This is a genomic window from Roseateles sp., assembly GCF_036404855.1.
In the GTDB taxonomy this organism is placed as follows: Bacteria; Pseudomonadota; Gammaproteobacteria; order Burkholderiales; family Burkholderiaceae_C; genus Pelomonas.
Genome location: NZ_DASWYS010000254.1, coordinates 14,878 through 38,757, shown reverse-complemented (window position 1 = coordinate 38,757; position 23,880 = coordinate 14,878). Strand labels below are relative to the sequence as shown.

23 protein-coding genes are annotated in these 23,880 nt (G+C 68.8%); 16 read left to right on the top strand and 7 right to left on the bottom strand.

The window, feature by feature from the left end; all coding sequences use genetic code 11:
* Positions 1–1,727, top strand: a 1,727-nt coding sequence (locus tag VGF12_RS16780; protein WP_331177191.1) for a DUF1631 family protein, incomplete at its 5' end; no start/stop codon positions are given.
* 79 nt (positions 1,728–1,806) lie between these two features.
* Here VGF12_RS16780 and VGF12_RS16775 read toward each other — a convergent pair.
* The 3 genes from VGF12_RS16775 to VGF12_RS16765 all read right to left on the bottom strand — a co-directional run bounded on the left by VGF12_RS16775 (position 1,807) and on the right by VGF12_RS16765 (position 4,615).
* A complete protein-coding gene (locus VGF12_RS16775; protein WP_331177190.1) occupies positions 1,807–2,259 on the bottom strand; it encodes a DUF494 domain-containing protein in 453 nt (150 codons plus the stop codon).
* A gap of 86 nt (positions 2,260–2,345) precedes the next feature.
* Positions 2,346–3,452 (bottom strand): DNA-processing protein DprA, encoded by a 1,107-nt coding sequence (dprA, locus tag VGF12_RS16770; RefSeq protein WP_331177189.1) that lies wholly within the window; start codon positions 3,450–3,452, stop codon positions 2,346–2,348.
* A complete protein-coding gene (locus VGF12_RS16765; RefSeq protein ID WP_331177188.1) occupies positions 3,452–4,615 on the bottom strand; it encodes a LysM peptidoglycan-binding domain-containing protein in 1,164 nt (387 codons plus the stop codon). The genes dprA and VGF12_RS16765 overlap by 1 nt, the downstream gene beginning before the upstream one ends.
* A gap of 128 nt (positions 4,616–4,743) precedes the next feature.
* Between VGF12_RS16765 and def the strand changes: the two genes are divergently transcribed.
* The 9 genes from def to VGF12_RS16720 all read left to right on the top strand — a co-directional run bounded on the left by def (position 4,744) and on the right by VGF12_RS16720 (position 13,278).
* Entirely contained in the window at positions 4,744–5,280 is a 537-nt protein-coding gene (def, locus tag VGF12_RS16760; RefSeq protein ID WP_331177187.1) for a peptide deformylase, read from the top strand.
* Positions 5,281–5,285: 5 nt separating this feature from the next.
* Positions 5,286–6,218 carry a methionyl-tRNA formyltransferase gene (gene fmt / locus VGF12_RS16755; protein WP_331177186.1) on the top strand — a complete coding sequence of 311 codons (933 nt, stop codon included), beginning with the start codon at positions 5,286–5,288 and terminating at the stop codon, positions 6,216–6,218.
* A 58-nt stretch (positions 6,219–6,276) separates the two neighbouring features.
* The gene (htpX, locus tag VGF12_RS16750) at positions 6,277–7,122 is read left to right on the top strand and encodes a zinc metalloprotease HtpX (protein WP_331177185.1); all 846 of its coding nucleotides are present in this window, start codon (positions 6,277–6,279) and stop codon (positions 7,120–7,122) included.
* 36 nt (positions 7,123–7,158) lie between these two features.
* A complete protein-coding gene (locus tag VGF12_RS16745; protein ID WP_331177184.1) occupies positions 7,159–7,521 on the top strand; it encodes a hypothetical protein in 363 nt (120 codons plus the stop codon).
* Between the two features lie 132 nt (positions 7,522–7,653).
* Positions 7,654–8,412: a head GIN domain-containing protein gene (locus VGF12_RS16740; protein WP_331177183.1), complete on the top strand. Its 759-nt coding sequence runs from the start codon at positions 7,654–7,656 to the stop codon at positions 8,410–8,412.
* A 25-nt stretch (positions 8,413–8,437) separates the two neighbouring features.
* On the top strand, positions 8,438–9,154 hold the full coding sequence (locus tag VGF12_RS16735; protein ID WP_331177182.1) for an AzlC family ABC transporter permease: 717 nt from the start codon (positions 8,438–8,440) through the stop codon (positions 9,152–9,154).
* A gap of 8 nt (positions 9,155–9,162) precedes the next feature.
* Positions 9,163–9,480 carry an AzlD domain-containing protein gene (locus VGF12_RS16730; RefSeq protein ID WP_331177181.1) on the top strand — a complete coding sequence of 106 codons (318 nt, stop codon included), beginning with the start codon at positions 9,163–9,165 and terminating at the stop codon, positions 9,478–9,480.
* Between the two features lie 64 nt (positions 9,481–9,544).
* Entirely contained in the window at positions 9,545–10,738 is a 1,194-nt protein-coding gene (locus tag VGF12_RS16725) for a phosphoglycerate kinase (protein WP_331177180.1), read from the top strand.
* 200 nt (positions 10,739–10,938) lie between these two features.
* Positions 10,939–13,278 (top strand): NADP-dependent malic enzyme, encoded by a 2,340-nt coding sequence (locus VGF12_RS16720; RefSeq protein ID WP_331177179.1) that lies wholly within the window; start codon positions 10,939–10,941, stop codon positions 13,276–13,278.
* On the opposite strand, the gene VGF12_RS16715 is transcribed toward VGF12_RS16720, so the two are convergent.
* On the bottom strand, positions 13,220–14,152 hold the full coding sequence (locus VGF12_RS16715; protein ID WP_331177178.1) for a DMT family transporter: 933 nt from the start codon (positions 14,150–14,152) through the stop codon (positions 13,220–13,222). The genes VGF12_RS16720 and VGF12_RS16715 overlap by 59 nt on opposite strands.
* Before the next feature lie 18 nt (positions 14,153–14,170).
* Between VGF12_RS16715 and VGF12_RS16710 the strand changes: the two genes are divergently transcribed.
* From VGF12_RS16710 to VGF12_RS16690, 5 genes are all read left to right on the top strand, one after another.
* The gene (locus VGF12_RS16710; RefSeq protein ID WP_331177177.1) at positions 14,171–14,764 is read left to right on the top strand and encodes an XRE family transcriptional regulator; all 594 of its coding nucleotides are present in this window, start codon (positions 14,171–14,173) and stop codon (positions 14,762–14,764) included.
* A gap of 17 nt (positions 14,765–14,781) precedes the next feature.
* Positions 14,782–15,276, top strand: a complete 495-nt coding sequence (locus VGF12_RS16705) for a GNAT family N-acetyltransferase (protein WP_331177176.1) — start codon at positions 14,782–14,784, stop codon at positions 15,274–15,276.
* A 68-nt stretch (positions 15,277–15,344) separates the two neighbouring features.
* Entirely contained in the window at positions 15,345–16,775 is a 1,431-nt protein-coding gene (pyk, locus tag VGF12_RS16700) for a pyruvate kinase (protein WP_331177175.1), read from the top strand.
* 78 nt (positions 16,776–16,853) lie between these two features.
* On the top strand, positions 16,854–17,810 hold the full coding sequence (locus tag VGF12_RS16695) for a glycosyltransferase family 2 protein (RefSeq protein ID WP_331177174.1): 957 nt from the start codon (positions 16,854–16,856) through the stop codon (positions 17,808–17,810).
* Positions 17,807–18,598 carry a ChbG/HpnK family deacetylase gene (locus VGF12_RS16690; RefSeq protein WP_331177173.1) on the top strand — a complete coding sequence of 264 codons (792 nt, stop codon included), beginning with the start codon at positions 17,807–17,809 and terminating at the stop codon, positions 18,596–18,598. Before VGF12_RS16695 ends, VGF12_RS16690 begins: the two co-directional genes overlap by 4 nt.
* Here VGF12_RS16690 and VGF12_RS16685 read toward each other — a convergent pair.
* Both VGF12_RS16685 and VGF12_RS16680 read right to left on the bottom strand, forming a co-directional pair.
* The gene (locus tag VGF12_RS16685; protein WP_331177172.1) at positions 18,585–18,953 is read right to left on the bottom strand and encodes a GtrA family protein; all 369 of its coding nucleotides are present in this window, start codon (positions 18,951–18,953) and stop codon (positions 18,585–18,587) included. The two genes, VGF12_RS16690 and VGF12_RS16685, sit on opposite strands and share 14 nt — an antisense overlap.
* Complete coding sequence (locus tag VGF12_RS16680; RefSeq protein ID WP_331177171.1) at positions 18,950–20,398, bottom strand: glycosyltransferase family 39 protein; 1,449 nt, start codon at positions 20,396–20,398, stop codon at positions 18,950–18,952. Before VGF12_RS16680 ends, VGF12_RS16685 begins: the two co-directional genes overlap by 4 nt.
* 213 nt (positions 20,399–20,611) lie before the next feature.
* On the opposite strand from VGF12_RS16680, the gene VGF12_RS16675 reads away from it, so the two are divergent.
* Positions 20,612–21,322 (top strand): substrate-binding periplasmic protein, encoded by a 711-nt coding sequence (locus VGF12_RS16675; RefSeq protein ID WP_331177170.1) that lies wholly within the window; start codon positions 20,612–20,614, stop codon positions 21,320–21,322.
* Here the strand turns inward: VGF12_RS16675 and cphA are convergent.
* A complete protein-coding gene (cphA, locus tag VGF12_RS16670) occupies positions 21,319–23,880 on the bottom strand; it encodes a cyanophycin synthetase (RefSeq protein ID WP_331177169.1) in 2,562 nt (853 codons plus the stop codon). The two genes, VGF12_RS16675 and cphA, sit on opposite strands and share 4 nt — an antisense overlap.

Here is a 23,880-nt window from a genome sequence, read left to right as displayed (position 1 = left end):
CGCCCGCCATGGCGCCTGTCGCCGGACTCGGCACCAGCGCGGGCCCGGCGCCCTCGTCGGCGCGCAGCAAGGCCACCAGCCAGGCTGACGAAGTGATGGCCCAACTGCAGCGCGTGCTGGCCCGGCATGTGCCAGGTTTCCCGGTCACTCGCAGCCAGTTGCCGGCGCGTCCCGGCGCCGGGAGGCCCAGCCTCGCGGACATGACGCCCGGTCAGGCCGGCGGCTCGGGTCTGGCAGGCGCCGAGGCGCTGCCAGCGTCCGGCGCCAGGCCCTCGCTGGCGGATGTGCCATCAGCCGCCGCGTCGCCGCGGCTGATGGGCGCCATCAAGCATGCGCAAGAGTCACTCCAGCGCCGCGCCGCCGTGGGCGCGGACAGTGCGGGTGTCGCGGCGAGCGCGCCGCGAGCACTGGAGGAGATCGGCGCCCGCAACCAAGCCTTCAAGCAGGTCCTGAAGCAGGCTGCCAGCAGCCCGGCCGAGCGCGCGACCATCGAGATCGTCGCGATGATGTTCCAGAGCATCCTGACCGAGGAGCGCATCCCGGCCACGGTGCGGGTCTGGTTCGCGCGTCTGCAGATGCCGGTGCTGCGCGTAGCGGTCAGCGAACCCGACTTCTTCGCCGCCGCCGACCATCCGGCGCGTCGTCTGATCGACCGCATGGGCGCGTGTGTGATGGGTTTCAACACAGCGCAGGCCAGCAGCCCTGGTGCAGAGCGTGCCAGCAACGACGCGCTGGAGCGGGAGATCAAGCGCGTCGTACAGGTCGTCGAGGCTTACCCGGACACCGGCCGGCGTGTCTTCACCACCGTGCTGACCGAGTTCGAGAAATTCCTCGACCACTATTTCGAGAACGAGAACCAGGCCTCCAAGCGCGGCGTGTCGCTGGCCCAGCAGGTCGAGCAACGCGAGACGCTGGCCATCCAATACACCATCGAGTTGCGCAAGATGCTGTCCGAGGTGCCGGTGCAAGACGGCGTGCGCGACTTCCTCTTTCATGTCTGGGCGGATGTGCTGGCCGTCACCGCGGTGCGGGTGGGGGCCCAGTCCGATGTCACCAAGGCCATGAAGCGCGCGGCGGCCGATCTGATCTGGAGCGCCAGCGCCAAGGCCTCGCGAGAAGAACGGGCCGAGGTCATCCGCCGTCTGCCGCTGCTGCTCAAGACCTTGCGCGACGGCATGGGTCATGCGGGCTTGCCGACCGAGAAGCAGGACGAGCACGTGCGCCAGCTCAACAACGCGCTGGCCGCGGCGTTCACGGCCAAGACGGCCGCCATCCCGCGTGAGCGCCTGGACGAGCTGATGGACCAGCTCGATACGCTGGAGGCCATGCTGCCCGAGGACATCGAGGGCGAGAGCCATGTCGACGAGATGCTGGTGCGGGACCTCTCCGGGCACGAGTCCGAGGGCATGGAGGTCGTCGCCGAGGGTGGCTCGGCACCGACGCCCGCCATGGTCGCCTGGGCGCGCGAGCTGCAGGTCGGCGGCTGGTTCATGCTGGACTACCGCGGCCGCAACGAGCAGGTGCAGCTGGCCTGGCGCGGCCTGCGCAAGCAGTTGGCGCTGTTCGTCACCCCGCAGGGCCGCGGCGTGCTGTTCTCGCTGAATCGCATGGCAGCCTTCCTGCAGGCCGGCCTGCTGCTGCCGGCCCAGGACGAGGCACTGACCGTGCTGGCCACGCGCAAGGCGTTGGCCAAGCTGGATGCGGACCCGAGCGGGCTGCTGAGCTAGTCGGGTCGTTTGCCGTCGTTCGGGCGACGCACAAATAGCAACGGCGCCCGAGGGCGCCGTTGCTATTTGGAGCGGCAGTTCAGTGGATCAGCCGGTCTTCCGGGGCCACGAACAGCTCGTCCAGGATGAGCGCATCGGGCTCCTCGCCCAGGCTCCAGAACACCATCAGCACGATGATCTTCAGGTCTTCTAAGTCCATCGGGCTGCCGCCGACGGCCATCGCGCGGTCGATGACCATTTCGCGCATCGCGCCGGGCAGCACGCCTGCTGATTCCAGGAAGCTGATGAAACTGATGGAGGCTTCGCCCAGGTGATCGACCTCGGCTGCGGAGTAGACACGCAGTGCGTACTCACTTTGTTCGCCGTGATAGGCCTCACCTGCGGCGGCCAGGCCTTCCAGCCAGGACAGCGCCTCCTGGATCTCGTCGGTCTCGAAGCCCACCGCCGTCAGCTTGCGTGCGAGCTGGGCATGGTCGGGACAGGCATCCGGCCGCCAGTAGGTTTCGTACAGATAAACCAGGACATCAAGCATCGTGAGCTGATGATAGCCCAGGGCCCGGCAGGCATCGGACGCGAATAACCCCTCGGATCCGGCTCTGATATCCAGGGTTAAGCTCGTCATCCCCGCTGTCGGCGCTGGTACAGCTGGCCGGCCAGGTGGGCGACCTGGCCACCGAGTTCCAACTCCAGCAAGGCGGCGCTGAGGTCGGCCGCGGACCAGCCGCAGCGGGCCAACAGGGCGTCGAGGCTGACGGGGTCGAAGCCCATCGCATCCAGCAATGCCTGCCGCTCATGAGACGTCTTGGTGGCTTCTTCGGGTTCGACCGGCGCCTGGTGCGGCGCCGGGGTCAAACGCTGCAGTTCCGCCAGCGCCTCCTGGGCCGATTCGATCTGCTTGGCGCCCTGTTGAATCAGGGTATGGCAGCCGCGCGCCTGGGACGCGTGGAGGGGGGTGGGAGTGGCGAACACCTTGCGACCGGCCTCGGCTGCCCGGCGCGCTGTGATCAGCGAGCCCGACGGCGCGGCCGCCTCGATGACGAGGCAGCCTTGGGCCAGGCCTGCAATGATGCGGTTTCGTCTGGTGAAGTTGGCCGGCAGGACCGGCATGCCCAGCGCTTGCTCGCTGACGACGAGGCCGCCGCCCGCGAGCAGGCGCGCCGCGAGTGACTTGTTGTGGCGCGGGTAGACCTGGTCTAGCCCGGTGCCAACGACCGCAATGGTGGCGCCAGTGGCATCCAGCGCGCCCTCGTGGGCCGCGGCGTCCACGCCGGGTGCCAGGCCCGAGACGATGGTGTAGCCGGCTTGGGCCAGCTCGCGGGATAAGGTGCGTGCGCGATCGCAGCCTTGGGCCGAGGGGTGGCGGCTACCCACCACGGCGATGGACGGCGCCCCCAGCAACTTGCGCCGGCCCTGCAGCCACAGCAGCGGTGGTGGGTCGGTGGTGGCCAGCAGGCGCGGCGGGTAGTCGGGGTCACCGAACGCAAGCAGGCCGTGACCCGGTTCGGCCAACCACGCACCAGCGCGCGCGATCAGCGCGTCGAGGTGTCCGGGCGGCCGGCTCAAGGCTTCGCGTTGCGGGGTCGTCAGCGCCGTATCGAGAACCGAGGCGGGCAGCCGGAACACCGCCCTAGGGCCGTCGGCAATGGCCAGCAGTCGCCGAACGGCGGCCGGGTCCACGCTCTCCGTCAGCCGCAGCCAGGCGGCCAGCTCGGCCGACGAGAGCATCAGGGTTGGGTGAAGCGATCGCCAGTCTTGACGGGGTCCTTGACCGAGATGATCAGCGCATAGGACACGCGCTCGTAGACTTCGAAGACGAAGAGCACGCCGTGACGTTCGTCCGGCAGCTTGATGGCCTCGGCACGGTCCTGCGTCTTGTCCACGGCGGCAGCGCCGTCGCGCCACAGCGCCAGCACATGGCCGCGCTCGACGCCATCGCGCTTTCCGCGGTTCAGCGCCACGATCTGGTTCTGGCCCGCGTTCAGCGCATCGCCGTAGAGAGCCGCGATCTGACCCGCCATCGGCTTGTCGGGCGCGTGCGGCACATAGCGGGCGAGGTCGCGCTGCGGCGCAGGCGCCAGGCGGTCGCCAATCCCGACCTCCTGCTTGGCCTGCAGGACGCGCACCGTGGCCGGCACGATCTCGGTCTTGCCGTCGGCCGTCGGGCGGTCCTCGCCCGCGCGGATCAGCTCGGCCGTGCCCACATAGGGTGCTTCGTATCCCAGGATCTCGTTCGTGGCGGGGTCGCGCAGCGTGCGCGCGGTGCGAAAGACGCGGAAGTCCGTTGCGCCGCCGAAGTCGCCGCGGGCGTAGGCCAGGTCACCCTTGCCCAGCAGCACATGGCCCTCCTGGGCGGCGACGACGCGTGGCGCCGTCGCGAGCTGGTCGGTCTCGAAGACGACCGCGTCGGTCAGGAAGGGTTGGATCAGGTGCAGCGGGATGGCCGTGATGGCGTTGGAGTCCAACGCCGAGATGCGCATCTGGGGGCGCAGCTTGATGGCATCGCCCGCAGTGTTGCCGCCGACCCCCTGGGCCAGTTGCAGCCGGGCGCGGCCGTCGATCTTGACAAGCAGCAGCACCTGGCCGGGGTAGATCAAGTGCGGGTTGCGGATCTGCTCGCGATTCATGCCCCAGAGCTCGGGCCAGCGCCAGGGGCTCTTCAAGAAGATTTTGGAGATGTCCCACAGCGTGTCGCCAGCCTGTACCGTGTGGCTGTCCGGCGCACCCGGCGCCAGCTCCGCCAGCGGCACGCCGGCGCCGGCGACCTGGTCGGCCACTCGGCGTTGCTCAGGCGTGACGGGGTAGGGGCTGGTCTGTGCCCAGGCGGAGGCCGTTGCGAGGGCAAGGCAGGCCGCAAGGAGTGAAAGTTGGGCGGTGCGGGCAGCGAGCATCGGGCACGGTCTCCGAAGGGGGTTGCCGGATCGGCGAAAATCCGGGTGATTCTGCCCGCATTCAACCTGGCCGGACCCCGCTTGCGAGTGCTTACAAAGCTCAAGCCGTGGCCGGCGGCCCACAACCCATGGCTCAACTGCACATCCTTCGCTACCCCGATCCGCGTCTGCATACCGTCGCCCAGCCCGTGGAGGCGGTTGACGAGCGCATCCGCCGGCTCGTCGACGACATGCTGGAGACCATGTATGCCGCCGACGGCGTGGGTCTGGCCGCCACGCAGGTGGACGTGCATGAGCGCGTCATCGTCATCGACACGTCGCAGGACCGCGACACGCCGCGCGTGCTGATCAACCCCGAGCTGGTCAAGACCAGCGAGCGCATGGTCGATGGCGAGGAGGGCTGCCTCTCCGTGCCACAGATCTACGACAAGGTGCCCCGCCATGCCGAGGTCACCGTGCGCGCGACCAACCGCGACGGCGAGGTCTACGAGTTCGACGCGGAAGGCTTGCTGGCGGTCTGCGTGCAGCATGAGATGGACCACCTGGCGGGCAAGGTTTTCGTGGAGTACCTGAGCCCGCTCAAGCGCGATCGCATCAAGACCAAGATGATCAAGAAGACGCGCGAGGAAGAAGCCGAGGCCAAGAAGCGCAACCAGCGCCTTTGACCGGCATGCGCGTCGTTTTTGCGGGTACGCCCGAGTTTGCCGCCGTGGCGCTGGATGCCCTGCTGGCTGCCGGCTTCGTGGTTCCTCTGGTGTTGACCCAGCCTGACCGCCCGGCCGGCCGGGGCATGAAGCTGCAGGCCTCGGCCGTGAAGCAGCGCGCCGTTGCCGCCGGCATTCCGGTCGCCCAGCCCCAAGGCCTGAAACTGGACGGCAAGTACGCCGCCGATGCCGTGGCGGCCCGCGAGGCGCTTTGGGCCGCCGATGCCGACGTGATGGTCGTGGCCGCCTATGGCCTGATCCTTCCGCAGTGGGTGCTTGACCTGCCGCGGCGCGGCTGCCTGAACGTCCACGCCTCGCTGCTGCCGCGCTGGCGCGGTGCGGCGCCCATCCACCGTGCCATCGAGGCGGGCGACGCCGAGACTGGTATCACCATCATGCAGATGGACGCTGGCCTGGACACCGGCAACATGCTGTTGATCGGCCGCGAATCCATTCGCCCCGACGACACCACGGCCGTGCTGCACGACCGGCTGGCCGCGCTGGGCGGCCGCCTCATTGTCGAAGCGCTGCAGGCCGCCGAACTGCATCCGATGCCGCAGCCGGCCGAGGGGGTCACTTACGCCCACAAGATCGAGAAGGCCGAGAGCATCATCGACTGGCGGCAGCCTGCTGCCGAGATCGAACGCCGGCTGCGCGCCTTCGACCCCTTCCCAGGCGGCGTCGCGATGCTGGCGGGCGAGGCGGTCAAGGTGTGGCGCGCCGAGCTGGCCGAGGGCCGAGGGGCGCCTGGCGAGGTCATCGCCCCAGGCCCGGTCGTCGCCTGCGGCGAGGGCGCGCTACGCCTGACCGAGCTGCAGCGCGCGGGCGGCAAGCGCGGCCCCGCCGCGGCCTTCCTGCAGGCCAGGCCCGTGGTGCCGGGCGAGCACTTCGACGCTTGAGAAATTCGCTCATGGCACCATGTGCCAGGTCAACTGCCTTTTACCGGAGCCTGCCCCGATGTTCAATCTCGTGAAGACCGCCGTCCTGATGGCCGCCATCACGGCCCTGTTCATGGCTGTCGGCCAGATGATCGGCGGCCAGACGGGCATGCTGATCGCGCTCGTCGTTGCCGTCGGCATGAACTTCTTCAGCTACTGGTTCTCCGCGGACATGGTGCTGAAGATGTACAACGCCCGCGAGGTGGACGCGAGTTCGGCGCCGCAGTTTTACGGCATGGTGGCCGAGCTGGCGCAGCGCGCAGGCCTGCCCATGCCGCGCGTTTACCTGATCGATGAGGCCGCGCCCAATGCCTTCGCGACGGGCCGCAATCCCGAGCATGCTGCCGTCGCCGCGACAACGGGCATCCTGCGCGTGCTGTCCGAGCGCGAGCTGCGTGGCGTCATGGCCCATGAGCTGGCGCATGTGGCGCACCGCGACATCCTCATCAGTACCATCAGCGCGACGATGGCGGGCGCCATCTCCATGCTGGCCAACTTCGCCGCCTTCTTTGGCGGCCGCGACGAGCATGGCCGCCCGACCAATCCGCTAGCGGGCATCGCCGTGGCCATCCTCGCGCCGCTGGCGGCCAGCCTGATTCAGATGGCCATCAGCCGCGCCCGCGAGTTCGAAGCCGACCGCGGCGGCGCCGAGATCTCCGGTGACCCGTCCGCGCTGGCTTCGGCGCTGGACAAGATCCACCGTTACGCCCAGGGCATCCCGCTGGCGCCGGCCGAAGCCCACCCGGAGACGGCGCAGATGATGATCATGAACCCCCTGTCCGGCGGCGGTCTGCGCGGCCTGTTCTCCACCCACCCTTCGACCGAGGAGCGCATCGCGCGCCTGCTGGCGATGGCCAAGCGCTGACTCAAGTTCCCCGCGGTACCGCCGATACCTGAACAGATGAAGCGTCTCCTCCTCGCCCTGCCTCTGTTCGCGGCCCTGTCGGCCTGCGAGCAATTGGGCATCGATGACCCGGTCAAGGTGGCTGCAGCCAAGGAGGCCGAGGGCAAGGCCGTCGGCAGTGCCTGCCGTCACGCGATGCGGGCCATAGAGGACTGCTACGTGTTGAACCCCAAGGCCCAGAAGGCGGCTGTCTACGCCGGCTGGCGCGAGATGGACGAGTACATGCGCGAGAACAAGCTCGAAGGCATCGCGCCCGTCGTGCCGCGTCCCGGCTCGGTCAAGCAGCCCGTCGACGAGGCCGAGGCCAGTTCCTCCGAGAAGGCGTCCGAGAAGTCGCCGGAGAAGGTCAAGGGCCACTGACGGCCGGCCGGGCTGGCGCGTCCAGGCGCATTTCAGGCCTCTCATTCCGCGCATCGTCGCCTGGCCCGGGCCGGCTCGGAGGCGGCTCGGCAACATGGGAACCATCACAACCCAACCCCGATGGAGCCCGCCATGAACAGTTCCCGCCGCCTCTTCGCCCTTGGCCTCGTGGCCGCTACCGTTGCCAGCGGTTCTGCTCAGGCCTGGAGCTGGAGCATCAAGGGCGAGCGCGTGAGCGGCAACGGCGACATCGCCACCGAGGCGCGCGACGTCGGCGCCTTCGACGGCATCGCGCTGAGTGGCGGCTTCAACGTTGTTGTCCGCCAGGGCACTGGCAACAAGATCGAGGTCAAGGCCGACCGCAACCTGTTGCCCTACATCGAGACCCGCATCGTCGAGGGAGGCAAAGGCCGCACGCTCGAGATCTCGCACCGCAAGGGCGTCAACGTGCAGAGCTCTACCAACCCCAGTCTCAGCATCGAGATGCCGGCCCTGCGTGCGGTGTCCGTGGCGGGCTCGGGCACCGTCAAGGTCGAGGCCATGAAGACGGGCGGCGTCGACGCGGCCATCGCCGGCTCGGGCGACATCCGCTTCGCCAGTCTGGACGCCGAGCGGCTGGGCATGAAGGTCAGCGGCAGCGGCGACATCGTCGCGGTCGGCCGCTGCGCCAGCGCCAATGTCTCCATCGCCGGCAGCGGCAACGTGAAGGCCGTCGACCTGGCAGCCGAGGACGTCAAAGTCACCATCGCCGGTAGCGGCGACGCCCAGGTCCAGGCGACGAAGCGCCTCAACATCTCCATCGCCGGCTCGGGCGATGTGAAGTACGTCGGTTCGCCCGAGGTCAGCTCGTCGATCGCCGGCAGCGGCAAAGTCCGACGCATCGGCCAGTGAAGCCGCTCCCGCCGAGAATGGCGGGATGCAGTTTCTTGAACGACTGCGCGCGCTGGCGGCTGATCCCGACTTCCGCCACGGCGCGCGCGACATGGCCTCGCCCTCCCTGGGCCTGGCCGCCTGGGGCCTGGTGACGGGCGTCGCCATGGTGAAAAGCGGGCTCAGCCTGCCGCTGGCCTGCGGGATGTCCCTGCTGGTGTTCGCCGGCAGTGCGCAGCTCACCGCGCTGCCCCTGATCGCCTCCGGCGCACCGCTGTGGGTGGTGCTGGCCACGGCCTTCTGCGTCAACCTGCGCTTCGTGATTTTCAGCGCGCAGTGGCGCAACTACTTCGCGCACTTGCCGCGTGTGCGCCGCCTGACGCTGACCTACTTCGCGGCGGACCTGAACTTCGTCTATTTCGTGAAGCGTTACCCCGACCCGGTGCCGGCAGCTGGGCAGCGCCGCTATTTCTGGGGTGGCGTGGCGGTGAACTGGCCGGCCTGGCAGTTGTGCTCCTTCACCGGCATCCTGCTGGCGGACCGCATCCCGACGCATTGGGGCATAGGGTTCGCAGGGGTGTTGGCGTTGCTGGGGCTGTCCTATTCGCTGCTGACTGAGAAGATGCTGTGGTGGGTGGCCGTGACGGCCGGTGCGGTGTCAATCGCGACCTATGGCCTGCCGCTCAAGCTCAACATTCTGTGCGCCATCGTTGCGGCCGGCGCGGTGGGCTGGTGGCTGGATGCGCGACAGGGGCGGGCATGAGCGAAACGATGACTTGGATCGCACTGCTGGGCCTTGGCGCCATCACTGTGCTGACGCGCGGCTTCTTCATGATCGGCGACCAGCCGCTGCCCATTCCCGACTGGCTGCGCGAGCTGCTCAAGGTCGCGCCGCTGGCAGCCCTGGTGGCTGTCGTCGCGCCGGAGATCTTCATGACCCAGGGCCAGGTCATCGCGACCTGGCAGGACGCCCGCTGGCCCGCGGCGCTGGCGGCGACGGCCTACTACTTTTGGCGCAAGGGCATCCTCGGCACCATCCTCGTCGGCATGGCCGTCATGCTGCCGCTGAAACTCGGACTCGGCTGGTAACCGCGGCGGCGCGCGGGGCGGAGAGAATCGCGGTAGTTTTTGTCATCAACCGCTCCGCCCGAACATGAACGTCATCCGCTTCTCCGACCTGATCGCCGCCGGCAAGGTGGCCGGCCAGCGCGTCTTCATCCGCGCCGACCTCAACGTGCCGCAGGACGACAACGGCAAGATCACCGAGGACACCCGCATCCGCGCCTCGCTACCGGCCATCAAGATGGCGCTGGATGCCGGCGCTGCCGTCATGGTCACCTCCCACCTCGGCCGCCCGACCGAAGGCGAGTTCAAGCCTGAGGACTCGCTGGCGCCCGTCGCCGAGCGCATGGCCCAGTTGCTGTCCCGCCCGGTGCCGCTGTTACGTGACTGGGTCGACGGCGTCGGCGTCAAGCCTGGCGAGCTGGTTCTGCTGGAGAACTGCCGCGTCAACAAGGGCGAGAAGAAGTGCGACGAGGGTCTGTCGAGGAAACTGGCCGCGCTTTGCGACATCTTCGTGCACGACGCCTTCGGCACGGCACATCGCGCCGAGGCCACCACCTACGGCATCGCCAAGTTCGCCAAGATCGCCTGTGCCGGTCCGCTGCTGGCAGCGGAAATCGACGCCATCACCAAGGCCCTGGCCAATCCGCGCCGTCCGCTGGTGGCCATCGTTGCCGGCTCCAAGGTGTCGACCAAGCTGACCATCCTGCAGAGCCTGGCCGCCAAGGTGGACGGCCTCATCGTTGGTGGCGGCATCGCCAACACCTTCATGCTGGCCGCGGGCCTGAAGATCGGCAAATCGCTGGCGGAACCGGACCTGGTCGATCAGGCCAAGGCCGTCATCGAGGCCATGGCCGCGCGTGGCGCCGAGGTGCCCATCCCCGAGGACGTCGTGACGGCCAAGGCCTTTGCGGCAGGCGCGACCGCCTCCGTCAAGGCGGCCACGGACGTGGAGGATGACGACCTCATCCTCGACATCGGCCCGAAGACCGCCGCCAGGCTGGCCGAGAAGCTCAAGGCTGCCGGCACCATCGTCTGGAACGGCCCGGTCGGCGTGTTCGAGTTCCCGGCGTTCGCGCACGGCACCGAGGCGATCGCCCGCGCGATTGCCGAGAGCCTGGCCTTCAGCATCGCTGGCGGCGGCGACACGCTGGCGGCGATCGCCAAGTACGGCATCGAGAAGGACGTTGGCTACATCTCCACGGGTGGTGGCGCCTTCCTCGAGGTGTTGGAAGGCAAGACGCTGCCGGCGTTCGAGATCCTGAGCAGGCGTGCGGCAGGCTGACGCAAGGACGCGCAGCGCCGCCCGATCAGGGCATCGCCCGAGGCGGGCAAGCCTGCCCCGGCACGGATGCTGCGGTCCGGCGAGTCCGCTTCGAGTTCGAGCAGTTTTGATCCGCTTCGGCATGGATCGCCAGAAATCTGGCATCGGCAGGCGCTGAAACGCGGCGTAACCTACAGGGTTCCCCCTGGAGATGCGCCCTCATGGAAAAGAACAACCCCCTCTCGTCGCCCGTCCTTTCTCCCGCGGAAAGCGCGCTGCGCGACGCCGCCCTCGAGTACCACCGCAGCCCCACGCGCGGCAAGATCTCGGTCACGCCGACCAAGGCGCTGAGCAACCAGCGCGACCTGTCGCTGGCTTACTCGCCTGGCGTGGCCTATCCCTGCCTGGACATCGAGCGCGATCCGTCGCTCGCCGCCGACTTCACGTCGCGCGGCAATCTCGTTGGCGTCATCACCAATGGCACCGCCGTACTGGGCCTGGGCGACATCGGCCCGCTGGCCGCCAAGCCGGTCATGGAGGGCAAGGGCTGCCTCTTCAAGAAGTTCGCCGGTATCGACGTCTTCGACATCGAGCTGGCCGAACGCGACCCGGACAAGCTGATCGACATCATCGCGGCGATGGAGCCCACGCTGGGTGGCATCAACCTCGAGGACATCAAGGCGCCCGAGTGCTTCTACATCGAGCGCGAACTGTCCAAGCGCATGAACATCCCCGTCTTCCACGACGACCAGCACGGCACAGCCATCATCTCGTCGGCCGCCCTGCTGAACGGCCTGGAGCTGGTGGGCAAGGACATCGCCAAGGTCAAGGTCGCCGTGTCGGGCGCCGGGGCCGCGGCCATCGCCTGCCTGGACGTCATGGTGGGCCTGGGCGTGAGGCGCGACAACGTGTTCGTCTGCGACTCTCGCGGCGTCATCCACAGCGAGCGCGAGGATGCCAAAGCCGGCAAGTTGGACGAGTCCAAACAGCGTTATTGCCAGGTGACGACGGCGCGCACGCTCGCCGACGTGGTGGACGGCGCGGACGTCTTCCTCGGCTGTTCGGCCGCTGGCGTGCTGACGGCCGACATGGTCAAGACCATGGGCAACCAGCCCATCATCCTGGCGCTGGCCAACCCTGAGCCGGAGATCCGCCCCGAGCTGGCCAAGGCCGTGCGGCCGGACTGCATTGTGGCTACCGGCCGCAGCGACTACCCCAACCAGGTCAACAACGTCCTGTGTTTCCCCTACATCTTCCGCGGCGCCCTGGATTGCGGTGCGACCAAGATCACCGAAGGCATGAAGCTGGCCTGCGTGCGCGAGATCGCCGCACTGGCCAAGGCCGAGACCTCGGACGAGGTGGCCGCGGCCTATGCCGGCCAGGAGCTGGCCTTCGGACCGGACTATCTGATCCCGAAGCCCTTCGATGCGCGGCTGATCCTGCGCATTGCGCCGGCCGTCGCGGCGGCTGCGGAGTTGGATGGCGTGGCCATGCGGCCCATCGCCGATCTGCTGGCCTACCGCCAGTCGTTGGAGCGCTTCGTTTACCAGACCGGCATGTTCATGCGCCCGGTGTTCTCGGCTGCGAAGGCTGCGCCGGCGCGCGTCATCTATGCCGAGGGTGAGGACGAGCGCGTTCTGCGTGCCGTGCAGGTGGCGCTGGATGAGGGCCTGTGCAAGCCTACGTTGATCGGCCGCCCCGCCGTCCTGGCCGCGCGCATCCAGCGTGCCGGCCTGCGCCTGCGACTCGGCGTGGACGTGGCCGTCATCGATCCCGAAGACGATCCGCGTTTCCGCCAGTACTGGGAGGCCTACTACGCGCGCATGAAGCGCAATGGCTTCACGCCGGAAATGGCCAAGTCGGCCGTGCGCCGCTCCAACACGGCCATTGGTGCGCTGGCCATCCAGCTGGGCGACGCCGACGCGATGATCTGCGGCATGGTGGGGCGTTTCGACCGTCACCTGGAGCAGGTGAAGGACCTCGTCGGCCTGCGCGACGGCGCGCGCCAGTTCGCCGCGATGAACGCGCTGATGATGGAGAAGATGACGCTCTTCATCGCGGACACCTTCGTCAACGACGACCCCAGCGCCGAGGAGCTGGCCGACATCGCCGCCATGGCCGCTGACGAGCTGCGCCGTTTTGGCCTGCCGCCCAAACTGGCCTTCGTCAGTCACTCGATGTTCGGCTCGTCGACGCGTCCGTCGGCGCTGAAGATGCGCCGCGCCTACGAGTTGTTCGCCGCCCGACACCCCGAGGTGGAGTGCGACGGCGAGATGCATGGCGACGCGGCGTTGTCCGAGAGCGTGCGCCAGGCATTCCTCCCCGACAGCAAGCTCAAGGGCGCGGCCAACCTGTTGGTGCTGCCGACGCTGGACGCCGCCAACATCCTCTTCAATGTGCTGAAGATCAGCGCCAGTCAAGGCGTGACAGTTGGCCCCATCCTGCTCGGCGCGGCGGCGCCGGTGCACATCCTGACGCCGTCGGCGACCGTGCGCCGCATCGTCAACATGACGGCTCTGGCGGTTGCTGACGTGCGCGAAGCCCAGGTAGCGCGGGGCTGAACTGCGCCAATGCCACGCCGGCAAGGATGATGCCGGCGCCCAGCAGCTTGTGCGCGTTGAACTGCTCGCCTCCCCAGGCCCAGGCCGTGACCCCGGCGATCAGAGGCATCAGATAGATCAGCGGCGCAGTGCGGGCCACGCCGCGCCTTTCATTTGCCCATCCCCAGGCGAGCCAGCCCATGAAACCGCCGCCGGCCACCTGCCAGGCGGTGCCGGTCCAGACCCACGGCGGCTGGGCCTGCCAGTCCAGCGCCGCCAGCGACGGGGCGCACCACAGGAGCATGGGCAGCGTGCAAACCAGGCTGCCGTAGCCCAACACGGTCACGCCGCCGTGATGCTGGATCAGGGGTTTGCTCGCCACCGTGTAGTAGCTGAACAGGGCCGCCGCAGCCAGCAGCGTCAGGTCACCGAGACCGGCCTGCCAATCGGCGGCCAACAGCTTGTCCGCCGTGAACAACAGGGCGCCGGTCGCAGCCGTCGCGACGCCCAGGATCTGGCCCGGTGACAGCCGCTCCACGCCGCTAAGGCGCAGGATCAGCAACGTGAACACCGGGCCGCAGGCCAGCAGCACGCTGGCGCTGAACGCGGTGGAGCCCTGCATGCCGTAGGTCGACAGCATCAGGTGCAGGCCTTGGCCGATCAGTGTCAGCCGCACCAGCGGCCAGACCTCGCTGCGGTCCAGCCGCGGCCAGCGCAGGCCGAATCGCCAGCACAGCAGCGCCACGGCGAGCAATGGCATCAGCAGGTAACGCACGCCCAGGAATCCGGCCGGCCCGATCTGATTGAACAGCGCCTTGGACAGCGGAAAGTTCAGGCCCCACACCAGCACCACGGCGAGGGCAAGGGCGAGCGGGGCGGCGTGGTGATCCTTCATGCGCTAGCATCTTCTCATATGAGAGACGAATTCTCTGAATTGAGCGAAGAGGGGCAGCTCGAGCGTCAGCTTGCCGATCGCTTGGCCGCGCTGCGCACGGCAGCGGGCTGGTCGCTGGACGAATTGGCCGCGCGCAGCGGCGTCAGCCGCGCGACGCTGAGCCGGTTGGAGCGCGCCGAGACCAGTCCCACGGCAACGCTGCTTTCGCGCCTGGCCCGCGCCCATGGCCTGCCGCTGAGCCGCCTGCTGGCTGATGCCGAGGCCCTGCCCGTACGCTTGCTGCGCGCGGCTGACCAGCCGTGCTGGCACGACCAGCAGAGCGGTTTCGAGCGCCGCATGCGCTGCCCACCGCTGGCCGGCTTTGCGACCGAGGTCATCGAGGCCCGCCTGAAGCCCGGCGCCGAGCTGGCGTACGACGAACCCACTGTTTCGCGGTTGGAGCATCACCTGTGCCTGCTCGAGGGCCAGCTGCGCCTGACGCTGCAAGGTCAGGTCTTCGAGCTGGCCGCGGGCGACTCCATCAGTTTCCGCTGCCTCGGACGCAGTGTTTTCGCCAATCCCGGGATCGGGTCCGCGCGCTATCTGCTCGCCATGACCGTGCCCAGCCTGTAACCGGTCGCTAACCATCCATGAGTTCAGACCTGACCCCGTGCCTCGCGCCTGTGGACCCGGGGCACCCCGATGCCAGGGCGCTGATAGCCCAGTCCGAGGCACTGGCCAGCCGCCTCTATCCGGCTGAGAGCAATCACTTCGAGCCACCCGAGGGGCTGCGCGGGCCGGACGGGTCTTTCTGGGGCTGCTGGCTCGGCGACACATTAGTTGGCTGCGGTGGCGTCAAGCACCTTGCCCCTCCCGACGGGCCGTCCTATGGCGAGATCAAGCGCCTTTTCGTGCTGGAGAGCCTCCGCGGCCGCGGTATCGCCAAGCTGCTGATGGCCCGGCTGGAGGGCGAAGTGCTCGCGCGCGGCGTGCACCTCGTGCGACTGGAGACAGGCATCTATCAGCCCGAGGCCATCGCCCTGTACCAACGCCTCGGTTACGTGGCGCGGGAGCCTTTCGGCGAGTACGCAGTCGACCCGCTGAGTGTTTTCTTCGAGCGGGTTCTGAGGCTCTGCGCGCCATGAAATGAGGCGAAACTTCTGCGAGGTCCGGCGGACCATAATTCCGCGCCCCCCAGAAAGTTGAGACAGCCATGACCCGTGCCACCAAGATCGTCGCCACCCTCGGCCCCGCTTCCAACACGCCCGAGGTGCTGGAGAAGATGATCCGCGCCGGCGTGGACGTCGTGCGCCTGAACTTCTCCCACGGCAAGGCTCAGGACCACATCGACCGCGCGACCATGGTCCGCGCGGCGGCCGAACGCGTCGGCAAGTCGGTGGCCATCATGGCCGATCTGCAAGGCCCCAAGATCCGCGTCGGCAAGTTCGAAGGCGGGAAGATCGAACTCATCCCTGGCGCCAAGTTCATCCTCGATGCCGATCGAACCGAGCTGGGCAACCAGGACATCGCCAGCCTCGACTACAAGGAACTGCCGCGCGACGTGAAGCCCGGCGATACGCTGCTGCTCAACGACGGCCTCCTCGTGCTGACCGTGGAGGCCGTGCGCGGCGCCCAGGTTCACACCGTCGTCAAGCTCGGCGGCGAACTGTCCAACAACAAGGGCATCAACAAGCAGGGCGGCGGCTTGACGGCACCGGCGCTGACCGCCAAGGACATGGACGACATCAAGACCGCGATGTCCTTCCAGTGCGAGTACCTGGCCGTCAGCTTCCCCAAGAACGCCACCGACATGGAGATGGCTCGCCAACTGGCAAACGTGGCCGGCGAGCCCTGGCGCCACAAGCCGGCCATGATTGCCAAGATCGAGCGCTATGAGGCCATCCCCCACCTCGAGGCCATCCTGAAGGCCAGCGACGGCATCATGGTCGCGCGTGGGGACCTCGCTGTGGAAGTGGGCAATGCGGCCGTGCCGGCGCTGCAAAAGCGCATGATCAAGCTGGCCCGCGAGATGGACAAGGTGTCCATCACTGCCACGCAGATGATGGAGTCCATGATCGTCAACCCGGTGCCCACGCGCGCCGAGGTCAGCGACGTGGCCAACGCGGTGCTGGACGGTACTGACGCGGTCATGCTGTCGGCCGAGACGGCCGCCGGCCGCTTCCCCATCGAGACCGTCGAGCAGATGGCTGCCATCGCGCTGGAGGCGGAGCGTGCCGAGTTTGTCACGCTCGACACCGACTTTGCCGGCCGCCAGTTCGGCCGCATCGACCAGTCCATTGCCATGGGCGCGCTGTTCACGGCGCATCACTTGGGCTGCAAGGCCATCCTGGCACTGACCGAGTCTGGTTCGACGGCGCTGTGGATGAGCCGCCACCGCATCAACGTGCCCATCTTCGGCCTGACGACCCAGCAGGTCAGCCAGCGCAAGATGGCGCTGTACCGCAACGTGCTGCCGCTGCTGATGCCCAAGTTCGACGATCGCGACGTGGCCCTGGCCGCGGCCGAAAAGATCCTCGTCGAGCGCGGCGTGCTGATGCCTGGCGACACTTACGCGATCACCTGTGGCGAGCCCATGGGCTACCCCGGCGGTACCAACATGCTGAAGGTCTGCCGGGTGGGCTGACCCTCGGTTTGAGGGGGGGAAAGGCTGCGGTCAGCCAGGCACAAGCCACCCGTCATCGCCGGCCTGAACAATGCCGGCATGTCAGCCGCGATCCGAGACCCCGGTGCCAGCCTGGACGTGGTCCTGCCGGCATTCAACGAAGCACCGAACCTGATGGCCCTGTTTGCCCAGCTGCGGCGCGTGCTTGGCGCGGTGACGCCGCGCTGGCGCATCGTGCTCGTGGATGACGGCAGCAGCGACGACACCGGTGTCGTCGCGCTTGCCGCGCGCGACGCCGGCCTGCCACTGCGCTACGTGAGGCTGTCGCGCAACTTCGGCAAGGAGGCCGCCTTGAGTGCCGGCCTGGCCCTGGCAGATGCCGACCGCGTGCTGCTGATGGATGCAGACGGGCAGCACGCCCCCGAACTCATTGCCGCCATGCACGCCGCCTGGCTGCGCGGGGCCGACATGGCGTGCGCCGTGCGAGCCAATCGCGACGGCGAGGGCTTGATCAAGCGCTGGGGCACGCGGCTCTTCTACCGGCTCGTCAATGCTTCCACGCGGCTGTACATCCCGCCCGATGCGGGCGACTTCCGGCTGCTTGACCGCCGCGTCGTCGACGCCCTCAATGCTCTGCCCGAACGCAACCGTTTCATGAAGGGGCTGTACGCGTGGGTTGGTTACCGCACCGAGTTCCTGCCCTATACGCCGCATCCGCGCGCCAGCGGTCGCAGCCACTTCTCGCTGGGGCGGTTGCTGCGCCTGGCGCTGGACGGCGTGACGGCCTTCAGTAACCTGCCGCTGCGCATCTGGAGCTCGCTTGGCGGCTTTATCGCCTTCGGAGCGCTGGGCTACGGCACTTGGCTCGTCATTGAGCACCTGCTCTACGGCCATCCCATCCCGGGCTGGCCCACGGTCGTCGTCGGCCTGATGTTCTTCAGCGGCGTGCAGTTGCTCTCCATTGGCATCATGGGCGAGTACGTCGGCCGCATCTTCGACGAGGTCAAGCAGCGCCCGGTCTACCTCATCGCGCAGGACACCGGCAATCCATCATGACATCGCTGCGCCAACTGGCCGTCTGCGCGGACGACTATGGCCTGGGTCCCGCCATCGACCGCGGCATCCTGGCGCTGGCGGCCCAGGGGCGCATCACGGCGCTGAGCTGCCTTGTCACGCCGCCGCGCTGGGCCGACGCCGGGCCGGCGCTGCAGGACAGTGCCATCGCCACCGGCCTGCATTTCAACCTGACCGAGGGCGAGCCTCTCAGCCTGGCGCTGCGCAGCCGCTGGCCGCGCTTTCCCGGCCTCGGCGCCTTGATGGCCCAGGCCTTCCTCGGTCGGCTGCCGGCAGCGCTGGCCGAAGAGTTTCAGGCCCAGCTGCAACGCTTCGTCAGCGTCACCGGCCGCGCACCGGACTTCATGGACGGCCATCAGCATGTTCATGCCCTGCCGGGCGTGCGCCCCATCATGCTGGCGGCCGCGCAGAATCTTGGGCTTCCGCTGCGCAGCACGGGCCGTGTCACGGGGCCTGGCTTCGCGTTCAAGCGGCATGCCATCGAGGCCTGCGGCGGCTGGGCCCTGAAAGCCGAGATGCAGGCCCAGCGCCTGCCCACGGTGCCGGCGCTGATCGGCGTCTACGACTTCGACCCGCAGGCCGACTACCGCGCGCTGGTGCGCGGCTGGCTGCGCACGGCGCCGGACGGTGCGCTGCTGTTCTGCCACCCCGCGCTCGGTGAACCCGACCCGGGAGACGCCATCGCCGCCGCGCGGGCCAATGAAATGGCCTACCTGGGCAGCGAGGCCTTTGCGCTGGACCTGGTCGAGTTTGGCGTCAGACTCGCCTGAAGGCCCAGGCGCGGTTGGCCGCGAAACCGGCCCCCATGACGACCAGCGTCGCCCCGGCCTGGGCCACCAGATAGTGAAGCCCCGCGTGCACGCCCGCGGCGACCAGCCCCATGCCCAGCAGCGCGCCGGCCCCGGCCGTCACGTGGAAGCGGCACCAGGCTGGCACCCAGGGACCTTGGTGACCGAAGGTGTAGTGCCGGTTGGCCCAGAACGCGACCTGCGCGCCCAGCAGCGCGCCGGCACCTGAGGACAGCCAGGCTGGCCAGTGTCCGGCCTCGACGGCCACCGCCAGCAGCGCGTAGTGTGCGGCTGTGGCGGCCAGGCCCACCGCGGCATAGCGCGCCAGCCGCTTCATGGGCAGGCCGCCGGGCGCGGCAGTTCGAACAGCGTCGCACGCCGGCCGGTGAAGACGGGTATCGCGTCAGGCAGGGCATCGGCTGCCGCAGCGACGAGCCACAGCCGCCCTGGTGCGCAGCGCTCCTGGCTCAGGCGCTGCGGCGTCCACAGCACGCGGGCGCCCTGCGCAGGGTCGAAGCGGGCCGCGTCCAGCAGTTCGCGCTGCCAGTTGTCGACGCCTTGGGCGCGCAGCGCGTCCCAGTCGGCCAGCACGGCCGGCGGTGTGGAGAGGCGGGCCTGCAGGCGCAGGTCGAAGAAGGGCTCGCCCGCCAGCAGCACGCGGTCGCCCGGTGCCACGCGGGCCTGCAGTGCGGCACCGACGTCGGCATGATCGGGGCGGCCCCAGCGCGCGATGGCTGGCACGGTTGCCACGCAGACCAGCGCGCTCGCCAGCCAGGCCCATCGCGCGCCACGCCGGCCGCGCCAGACCTCGAAGAGCAGCAGGGACAGCGGCAGCAGGGCGGGCAGCACATAGCCCACGAGCTTGGAGCGCGGCAGCGAGAAGAAGGCCAGAATGACGACGATCCACCAGAGCTCGAAGCCTGCACGCCGCATTGCGCCGGGCAGGCGCAGGCTCAGTGGCAGTGTGCCCAGCGGCAGCACGGCCATGAAGAACCACCAGGGCTGGACGTTGTTGAAACGCGCCTGGGTGTAGCGGCGGAAATGCTGTTCGACGATGAAGTAGTCGAAGAAGCCTGGGTGCTGCCTCTGCATGGTCAGCAGCCAGGGCATCGTGATCGCGGCGAAGACGGCCAGTGCGATCGGATGCAGCGCGAAGCGTAGCGCCGCCCAGCGCCGCTGCCACAGCAGCCAGGGGAGCACGACAAGGCCGGGCAGGACGGCGCCGATCAACCCCTTGGACAGCAAGGCCAGGCCCATTGCACCCCAGGCCGCGCACAGCCAGGCCAGACTGTGTCGCTCCGGCGCCAGCGCGCGCTGCGCACTGACGATGGCCAGCGAGATCCAGCCCGCCACCAGCATGTCGTGGTTGGCGTACTGGGCGGCCAGGTAAAACAGCGGCAGCACCGCCAGCCAGGCCAGCGCCTGCCGGGCATCGCTGTCCGCGCGGTAGCGGTCGCGGGCGGCGATCCACAGTGCCAGGCCCATCAGCCAGGCGCCCAGCAGCGGCGCGGCGCGCAGCGCCATCGGCGTGGGGCCCAGCAGGTGCATGGCCGCGATGTCGATCCAGTACATCAGCGGCGGCTTGTGAAAGTAGGGCAGGCCGAAGAGCGTGGGCGTGAGCCACTGGCCGTCCGACAGCATCTCGTAGGCCACCCCGCCGTAGCGACCCTCGTCAGGCAGGGCCACGGGTCGCCAGCCGGCCAGAGCGACGAGCCATAGGGCCAGCAGTGCGAGTGGCCACCAGGAGGGTAGTCGGCGGGTGGTGGCGGCGGACATGTGCATTGCGGCAGCCTAGGCGATGCGCGTGACGGGTTGTTTCGCGGAGCTGGTAGCGGGCTTGCGGGGAAGCGTCGCCCCCATGGCATGCGAGCCCGGCAGGTTTGCGTGCGCCGGTCACGGTCACGCCGGAAGAAGTCGGCCGCGAGCCGACCGGCGCGGCATGATGTGCCCATGCGCAGCGTTTGGCGTCGTTGGGGGCGGGGAGTGCAGGGCGGCTTGTCCGCCCTGTTGCTGTGCGTGTTGTCGTCCCTTCATGCCGAGCCGGCCCGGCCGCTGCTGATGCTGGTGGAGAACAGCGCGCTGATGCCGCAGGCCCGCCTCGAGGGCGACCGTGTCGTCGAAGGACTGCACCTGGATCTGGGCCAGGCGCTGGCCCGGCGCTTGGGCCGCGAACTGGTGGCCCGGCCGGTGCCGCGCAAGCGCCTGGCCGAGGCTCTGCAGCGCGGTGAGGGCGACCTGCTGTGCGACTACCAGAGCGACTGGCTGCCCGGCGCCTTCTCCTGGAGCCGCCCCTTCATTCCCGACCAGGCCCTGCTCGTCAGCGCCGCCACGGCACCGGCGCCGTCAGGGCTGACCGCCCTGGCCGGCCAGCCGGTGGGTACGGTGCGCGGCTATGTCTACCCCGAGGTGGTCGACGCTTTGCGTGCCGGCTTCATTCGTGATGACGCGCCCGATGCGGTGGCCAATTTGCAGAAGCTGGAGCTGGGCCGAGTCAAGCATGCGCTCACGGGCCGGCGCGTGCTGGAGTACCAGCAGCGCATCGGGCGCTTCCGCTTGGCCCTGCATGCGCCGCTGGTCGTGTCGGAGGTAATGGCCCAGTGCGCGCTTTCGCCCAGCAGCCCGGTTGGGATGGCCGCGCTGAACGCGGCCATCCAGGGGCTCGTCAGCGACGGCGAACTGAACCGCCTGCTCGGCCGCTATCGCTAGGCTTCGGCGATGCGCTTGGCGAGGTGGGCCAGGGCCTCTTCCACCTGGTCAACCAGGACCAGGCAGAGGTCGCCCGGCTGCAGGCGCGCGAGCGCACGGTCGATGGCGATGAACTCGCCGACGATCTCCTCGATGTGGGTTGTGCGCGAGGCGCCTTCCAGCCCGGCGCGCAGCAGCGCGACGACCTCGCCGGCCTGACGGCCCCGCTGGCAGGCGTCCTCGTAGAGGATGACCTCGTCGAAGGCGGCGCCGAGGATCTCCGTCTGCACGCGGATGTCCTCGTCGCGGCGGTCGCCGGCACCGCTGATGACCACCGAGCGCTTGTTGGCCGGCAGTGCCGCAACGGCGCCCACCAGGGCCTTCATCGCGTCGCCGTTGTGGCCGTAGTCGGCGATCACCGTGGCGCCGCGGTAGTCCATCACGTTGAAGCGGCCCGGCGCGTTGTCTGCATCGTTGGCGAAGCTGCCCACGCCGCGGCGGATGGTGTCCCAGTCCAGGCCCACGGCCCAGGCGGCGGCGACGGCGGCCATCGCGTTCTCGACCTGGAAGCCGATCAGGCCACCGCGCGTCAGTGGGATGTCGCGCAGCGGGATGCTCTCACGCCACACGCCCTGCGCAGCCACGAGCTGCTCGCCGTCCACGTAGACGCAGCGCTTGCCCTGCGCGCGGTGGGTGGCCATCAGTGGGTGGTGGCGGTCCGCGGCAAAGTAGATGACCTGGCCGGGGCAGACGGCGGCCATCTCGGCCGTCAGCGGGTCGGTGGCGTTCAGCACCGCGTAGCCAGTGGGCGCCACGTTCTGCACGATGACGCGCTTGACGAGCACCAGGTCCTCGGCGGTGTGCAGGAAGTTCATGCCCAGGTGGTCACCCGCGCCGACGTTGGTGACGACGGCAACCTGGCAGCGGTCAAAGCCCAGGCCTTCGCGCAGGATGCCGCCTCGGGCGGTCTCCAGCACCGCGGCTTCCACGTCCGGGTGCATCAGCACGTTGCGGGCGCTCTTGGGGCCGGAGCAGTCACCGCTGTCGATCTGGCGGCCATCGACGTAGACGCCGTCGGTGTTGGTCATGCCCACCTTCAGCCCGCAGCTCGCAAACATGTGGGCGATGAGGCGCGTGACCGTCGTCTTGCCGTTGGTGCCGGTGACGGCCACGACCGGGATTCGGCCGTCCTCCGCTTTCGGCCCGGTGCCGAACAGGTGGCCCACGATGGCCTCGCCGACGTTTCGACCCTTGCCAAAGCTGGGGCTCAGGTGCATGCGCAGGCCTGGCGCGGCGTTGACCTCGACGATGCCGCCGTTGATCTCCTCCAGCGGGCGCAGCACGCTCTCTGCCACCACGTCCACACCGCAGACATGCAGGCCCACGACCTGGGCAGCCGCGATCGCCCGTGCGGCGACTTCGGGGTGCACATCGTCCGTCACATCGGTGGCCGTGCCGCCAGTGGACAGGTTGGCGTTGTTACGCAGGATGACGCGCTGACCTTTCTCGGGCACGGACTCGGGGGCCAGACCTTGCTGGGTCAGGCGCGCGACGGCGATGTCGTCAAAGCGGATCTTGGTGAGGGATGTGGCATGGCCGTCGCCACGGCGAGGGTCGGCGTTGACCTTGTCGACCAGCTCCTTGACGGTGTGCTGGCCGTCGCCGATGACATGCGGCGGGTCGCGGCGTGCGGCAGCGATCAGCTTGTCGCCGATGACCAGCAGCCGGTAGTCGCCGCCGGGCAGGAACTTCTCGACCATGACCTGGCCGATCTCGTCGGCGGCCTTGTAAGCCAGCGCGATGCCCTCGCGTGTCGTCACATTGACGGTCACGCCCTTGCCCTGGTTGCCATCCTGCGGTTTGACGACCACGGGCAGACCGATCTCCTCGGCCACAGCCCAGGCGTCGTCCACCGAATCGACCGGGCGACCGATGGGCACCGGCACGCCGGCGGCCTGAAGCAGGCGCTTGCAGAGGTCCTTGTCCTGGGCGATGGACTCGCTGACGGCGCTCGTGGCGTCAACTTCGGCGGCCCAGATTCGGCGCTGCTTGGCGCCCCAGCCGAACTGCACCAGGCTGCCCTGCGTCAGACGGCGGAACGGGATACCGCGGGCGAGCGCGGCGTTGACGATGGAGCCGGTGGAGGGCCCGAGGCGGATGTCCTCATCCAGCTCACGCAACTGCGCGATGACCGCATCGGCGTCGAAGTCGGTGCCGTTCAGCGCGGCCAGCACCAGCTTCAGGGCCTGCTCGAAGGCGAGGCGACCGACGTCCTCCTCGCTGTACTCGATGACGACCTGGTAGGTGCCGGCTTCGGGCGTGAAGTGGGTCTGGCTGAAGGTGACCGGGCAGCCGGCCTGGGCCTGCAGGGCCAGGGTGGCCTGCTCCAACACCTGCGCCAGCGAGGTGTCGGCACGCAGTTCACCGATGGTGGGAAAGAGCTGACGCAGGCGAGGCTCAAAGCCGGGCAGGCGTTCGAGCGAGCGCTCGGCCTCCTGGCAATGCACGACTGCCTCGATGGTCGTGTGGCGGCTCCACATGTTGGGGCCGCGCAGCGCGCGGGTGCGGGAAACGTCCAT

What these genes read in the sequence shown, in the direction of transcription:
- VGF12_RS16775 (WP_331177190.1), bottom strand. Translation starts at nt 2,259, where the DNA reads ATGCTTGATGTCCTGGTTTATCTGTACGAAACCTACTGGCGGCCGGAT.
- dprA (WP_331177189.1), bottom strand. Translation starts at nt 3,452, where the DNA reads ATGCTCTCGTCGGCCGAGCTGGCCGCCTGGCTGCGGCTGACGGAGAGC.
- VGF12_RS16765 (WP_331177188.1), bottom strand. Translation starts at nt 4,615, where the DNA reads ATGCTCGCTGCCCGCACCGCCCAACTTTCACTCCTTGCGGCCTGCCTT.
- def (WP_331177187.1), top strand. Translation starts at nt 4,744, where the DNA reads ATGGCTCAACTGCACATCCTTCGCTACCCCGATCCGCGTCTGCATACC.
- fmt (WP_331177186.1), top strand. Translation starts at nt 5,286, where the DNA reads ATGCGCGTCGTTTTTGCGGGTACGCCCGAGTTTGCCGCCGTGGCGCTG.
- htpX (WP_331177185.1), top strand. Translation starts at nt 6,277, where the DNA reads ATGTTCAATCTCGTGAAGACCGCCGTCCTGATGGCCGCCATCACGGCC.
- VGF12_RS16745 (WP_331177184.1), top strand. Translation starts at nt 7,159, where the DNA reads ATGAAGCGTCTCCTCCTCGCCCTGCCTCTGTTCGCGGCCCTGTCGGCC.
- VGF12_RS16740 (WP_331177183.1), top strand. Translation starts at nt 7,654, where the DNA reads ATGAACAGTTCCCGCCGCCTCTTCGCCCTTGGCCTCGTGGCCGCTACC.
- VGF12_RS16735 (WP_331177182.1), top strand. Translation starts at nt 8,438, where the DNA reads ATGCAGTTTCTTGAACGACTGCGCGCGCTGGCGGCTGATCCCGACTTC.
- VGF12_RS16730 (WP_331177181.1), top strand. Translation starts at nt 9,163, where the DNA reads ATGACTTGGATCGCACTGCTGGGCCTTGGCGCCATCACTGTGCTGACG.
- VGF12_RS16725 (WP_331177180.1), top strand. Translation starts at nt 9,545, where the DNA reads ATGAACGTCATCCGCTTCTCCGACCTGATCGCCGCCGGCAAGGTGGCC.
- VGF12_RS16720 (WP_331177179.1), top strand. Translation starts at nt 10,939, where the DNA reads ATGGAAAAGAACAACCCCCTCTCGTCGCCCGTCCTTTCTCCCGCGGAA.
- VGF12_RS16715 (WP_331177178.1), bottom strand. Translation starts at nt 14,152, where the DNA reads ATGAAGGATCACCACGCCGCCCCGCTCGCCCTTGCCCTCGCCGTGGTG.
- VGF12_RS16710 (WP_331177177.1), top strand. Translation starts at nt 14,171, where the DNA reads ATGAGAGACGAATTCTCTGAATTGAGCGAAGAGGGGCAGCTCGAGCGT.
- VGF12_RS16705 (WP_331177176.1), top strand. Translation starts at nt 14,782, where the DNA reads ATGAGTTCAGACCTGACCCCGTGCCTCGCGCCTGTGGACCCGGGGCAC.
- pyk (WP_331177175.1), top strand. Translation starts at nt 15,345, where the DNA reads ATGACCCGTGCCACCAAGATCGTCGCCACCCTCGGCCCCGCTTCCAAC.
- VGF12_RS16695 (WP_331177174.1), top strand. Translation starts at nt 16,854, where the DNA reads ATGTCAGCCGCGATCCGAGACCCCGGTGCCAGCCTGGACGTGGTCCTG.
- VGF12_RS16690 (WP_331177173.1), top strand. Translation starts at nt 17,807, where the DNA reads ATGACATCGCTGCGCCAACTGGCCGTCTGCGCGGACGACTATGGCCTG.
- VGF12_RS16685 (WP_331177172.1), bottom strand. Translation starts at nt 18,953, where the DNA reads ATGAAGCGGCTGGCGCGCTATGCCGCGGTGGGCCTGGCCGCCACAGCC.
- VGF12_RS16680 (WP_331177171.1), bottom strand. Translation starts at nt 20,398, where the DNA reads ATGCACATGTCCGCCGCCACCACCCGCCGACTACCCTCCTGGTGGCCA.
- cphA (WP_331177169.1), bottom strand. Translation starts at nt 23,880, where the DNA reads ATGGACGTTTCCCGCACCCGCGCGCTGCGCGGCCCCAACATGTGGAGC.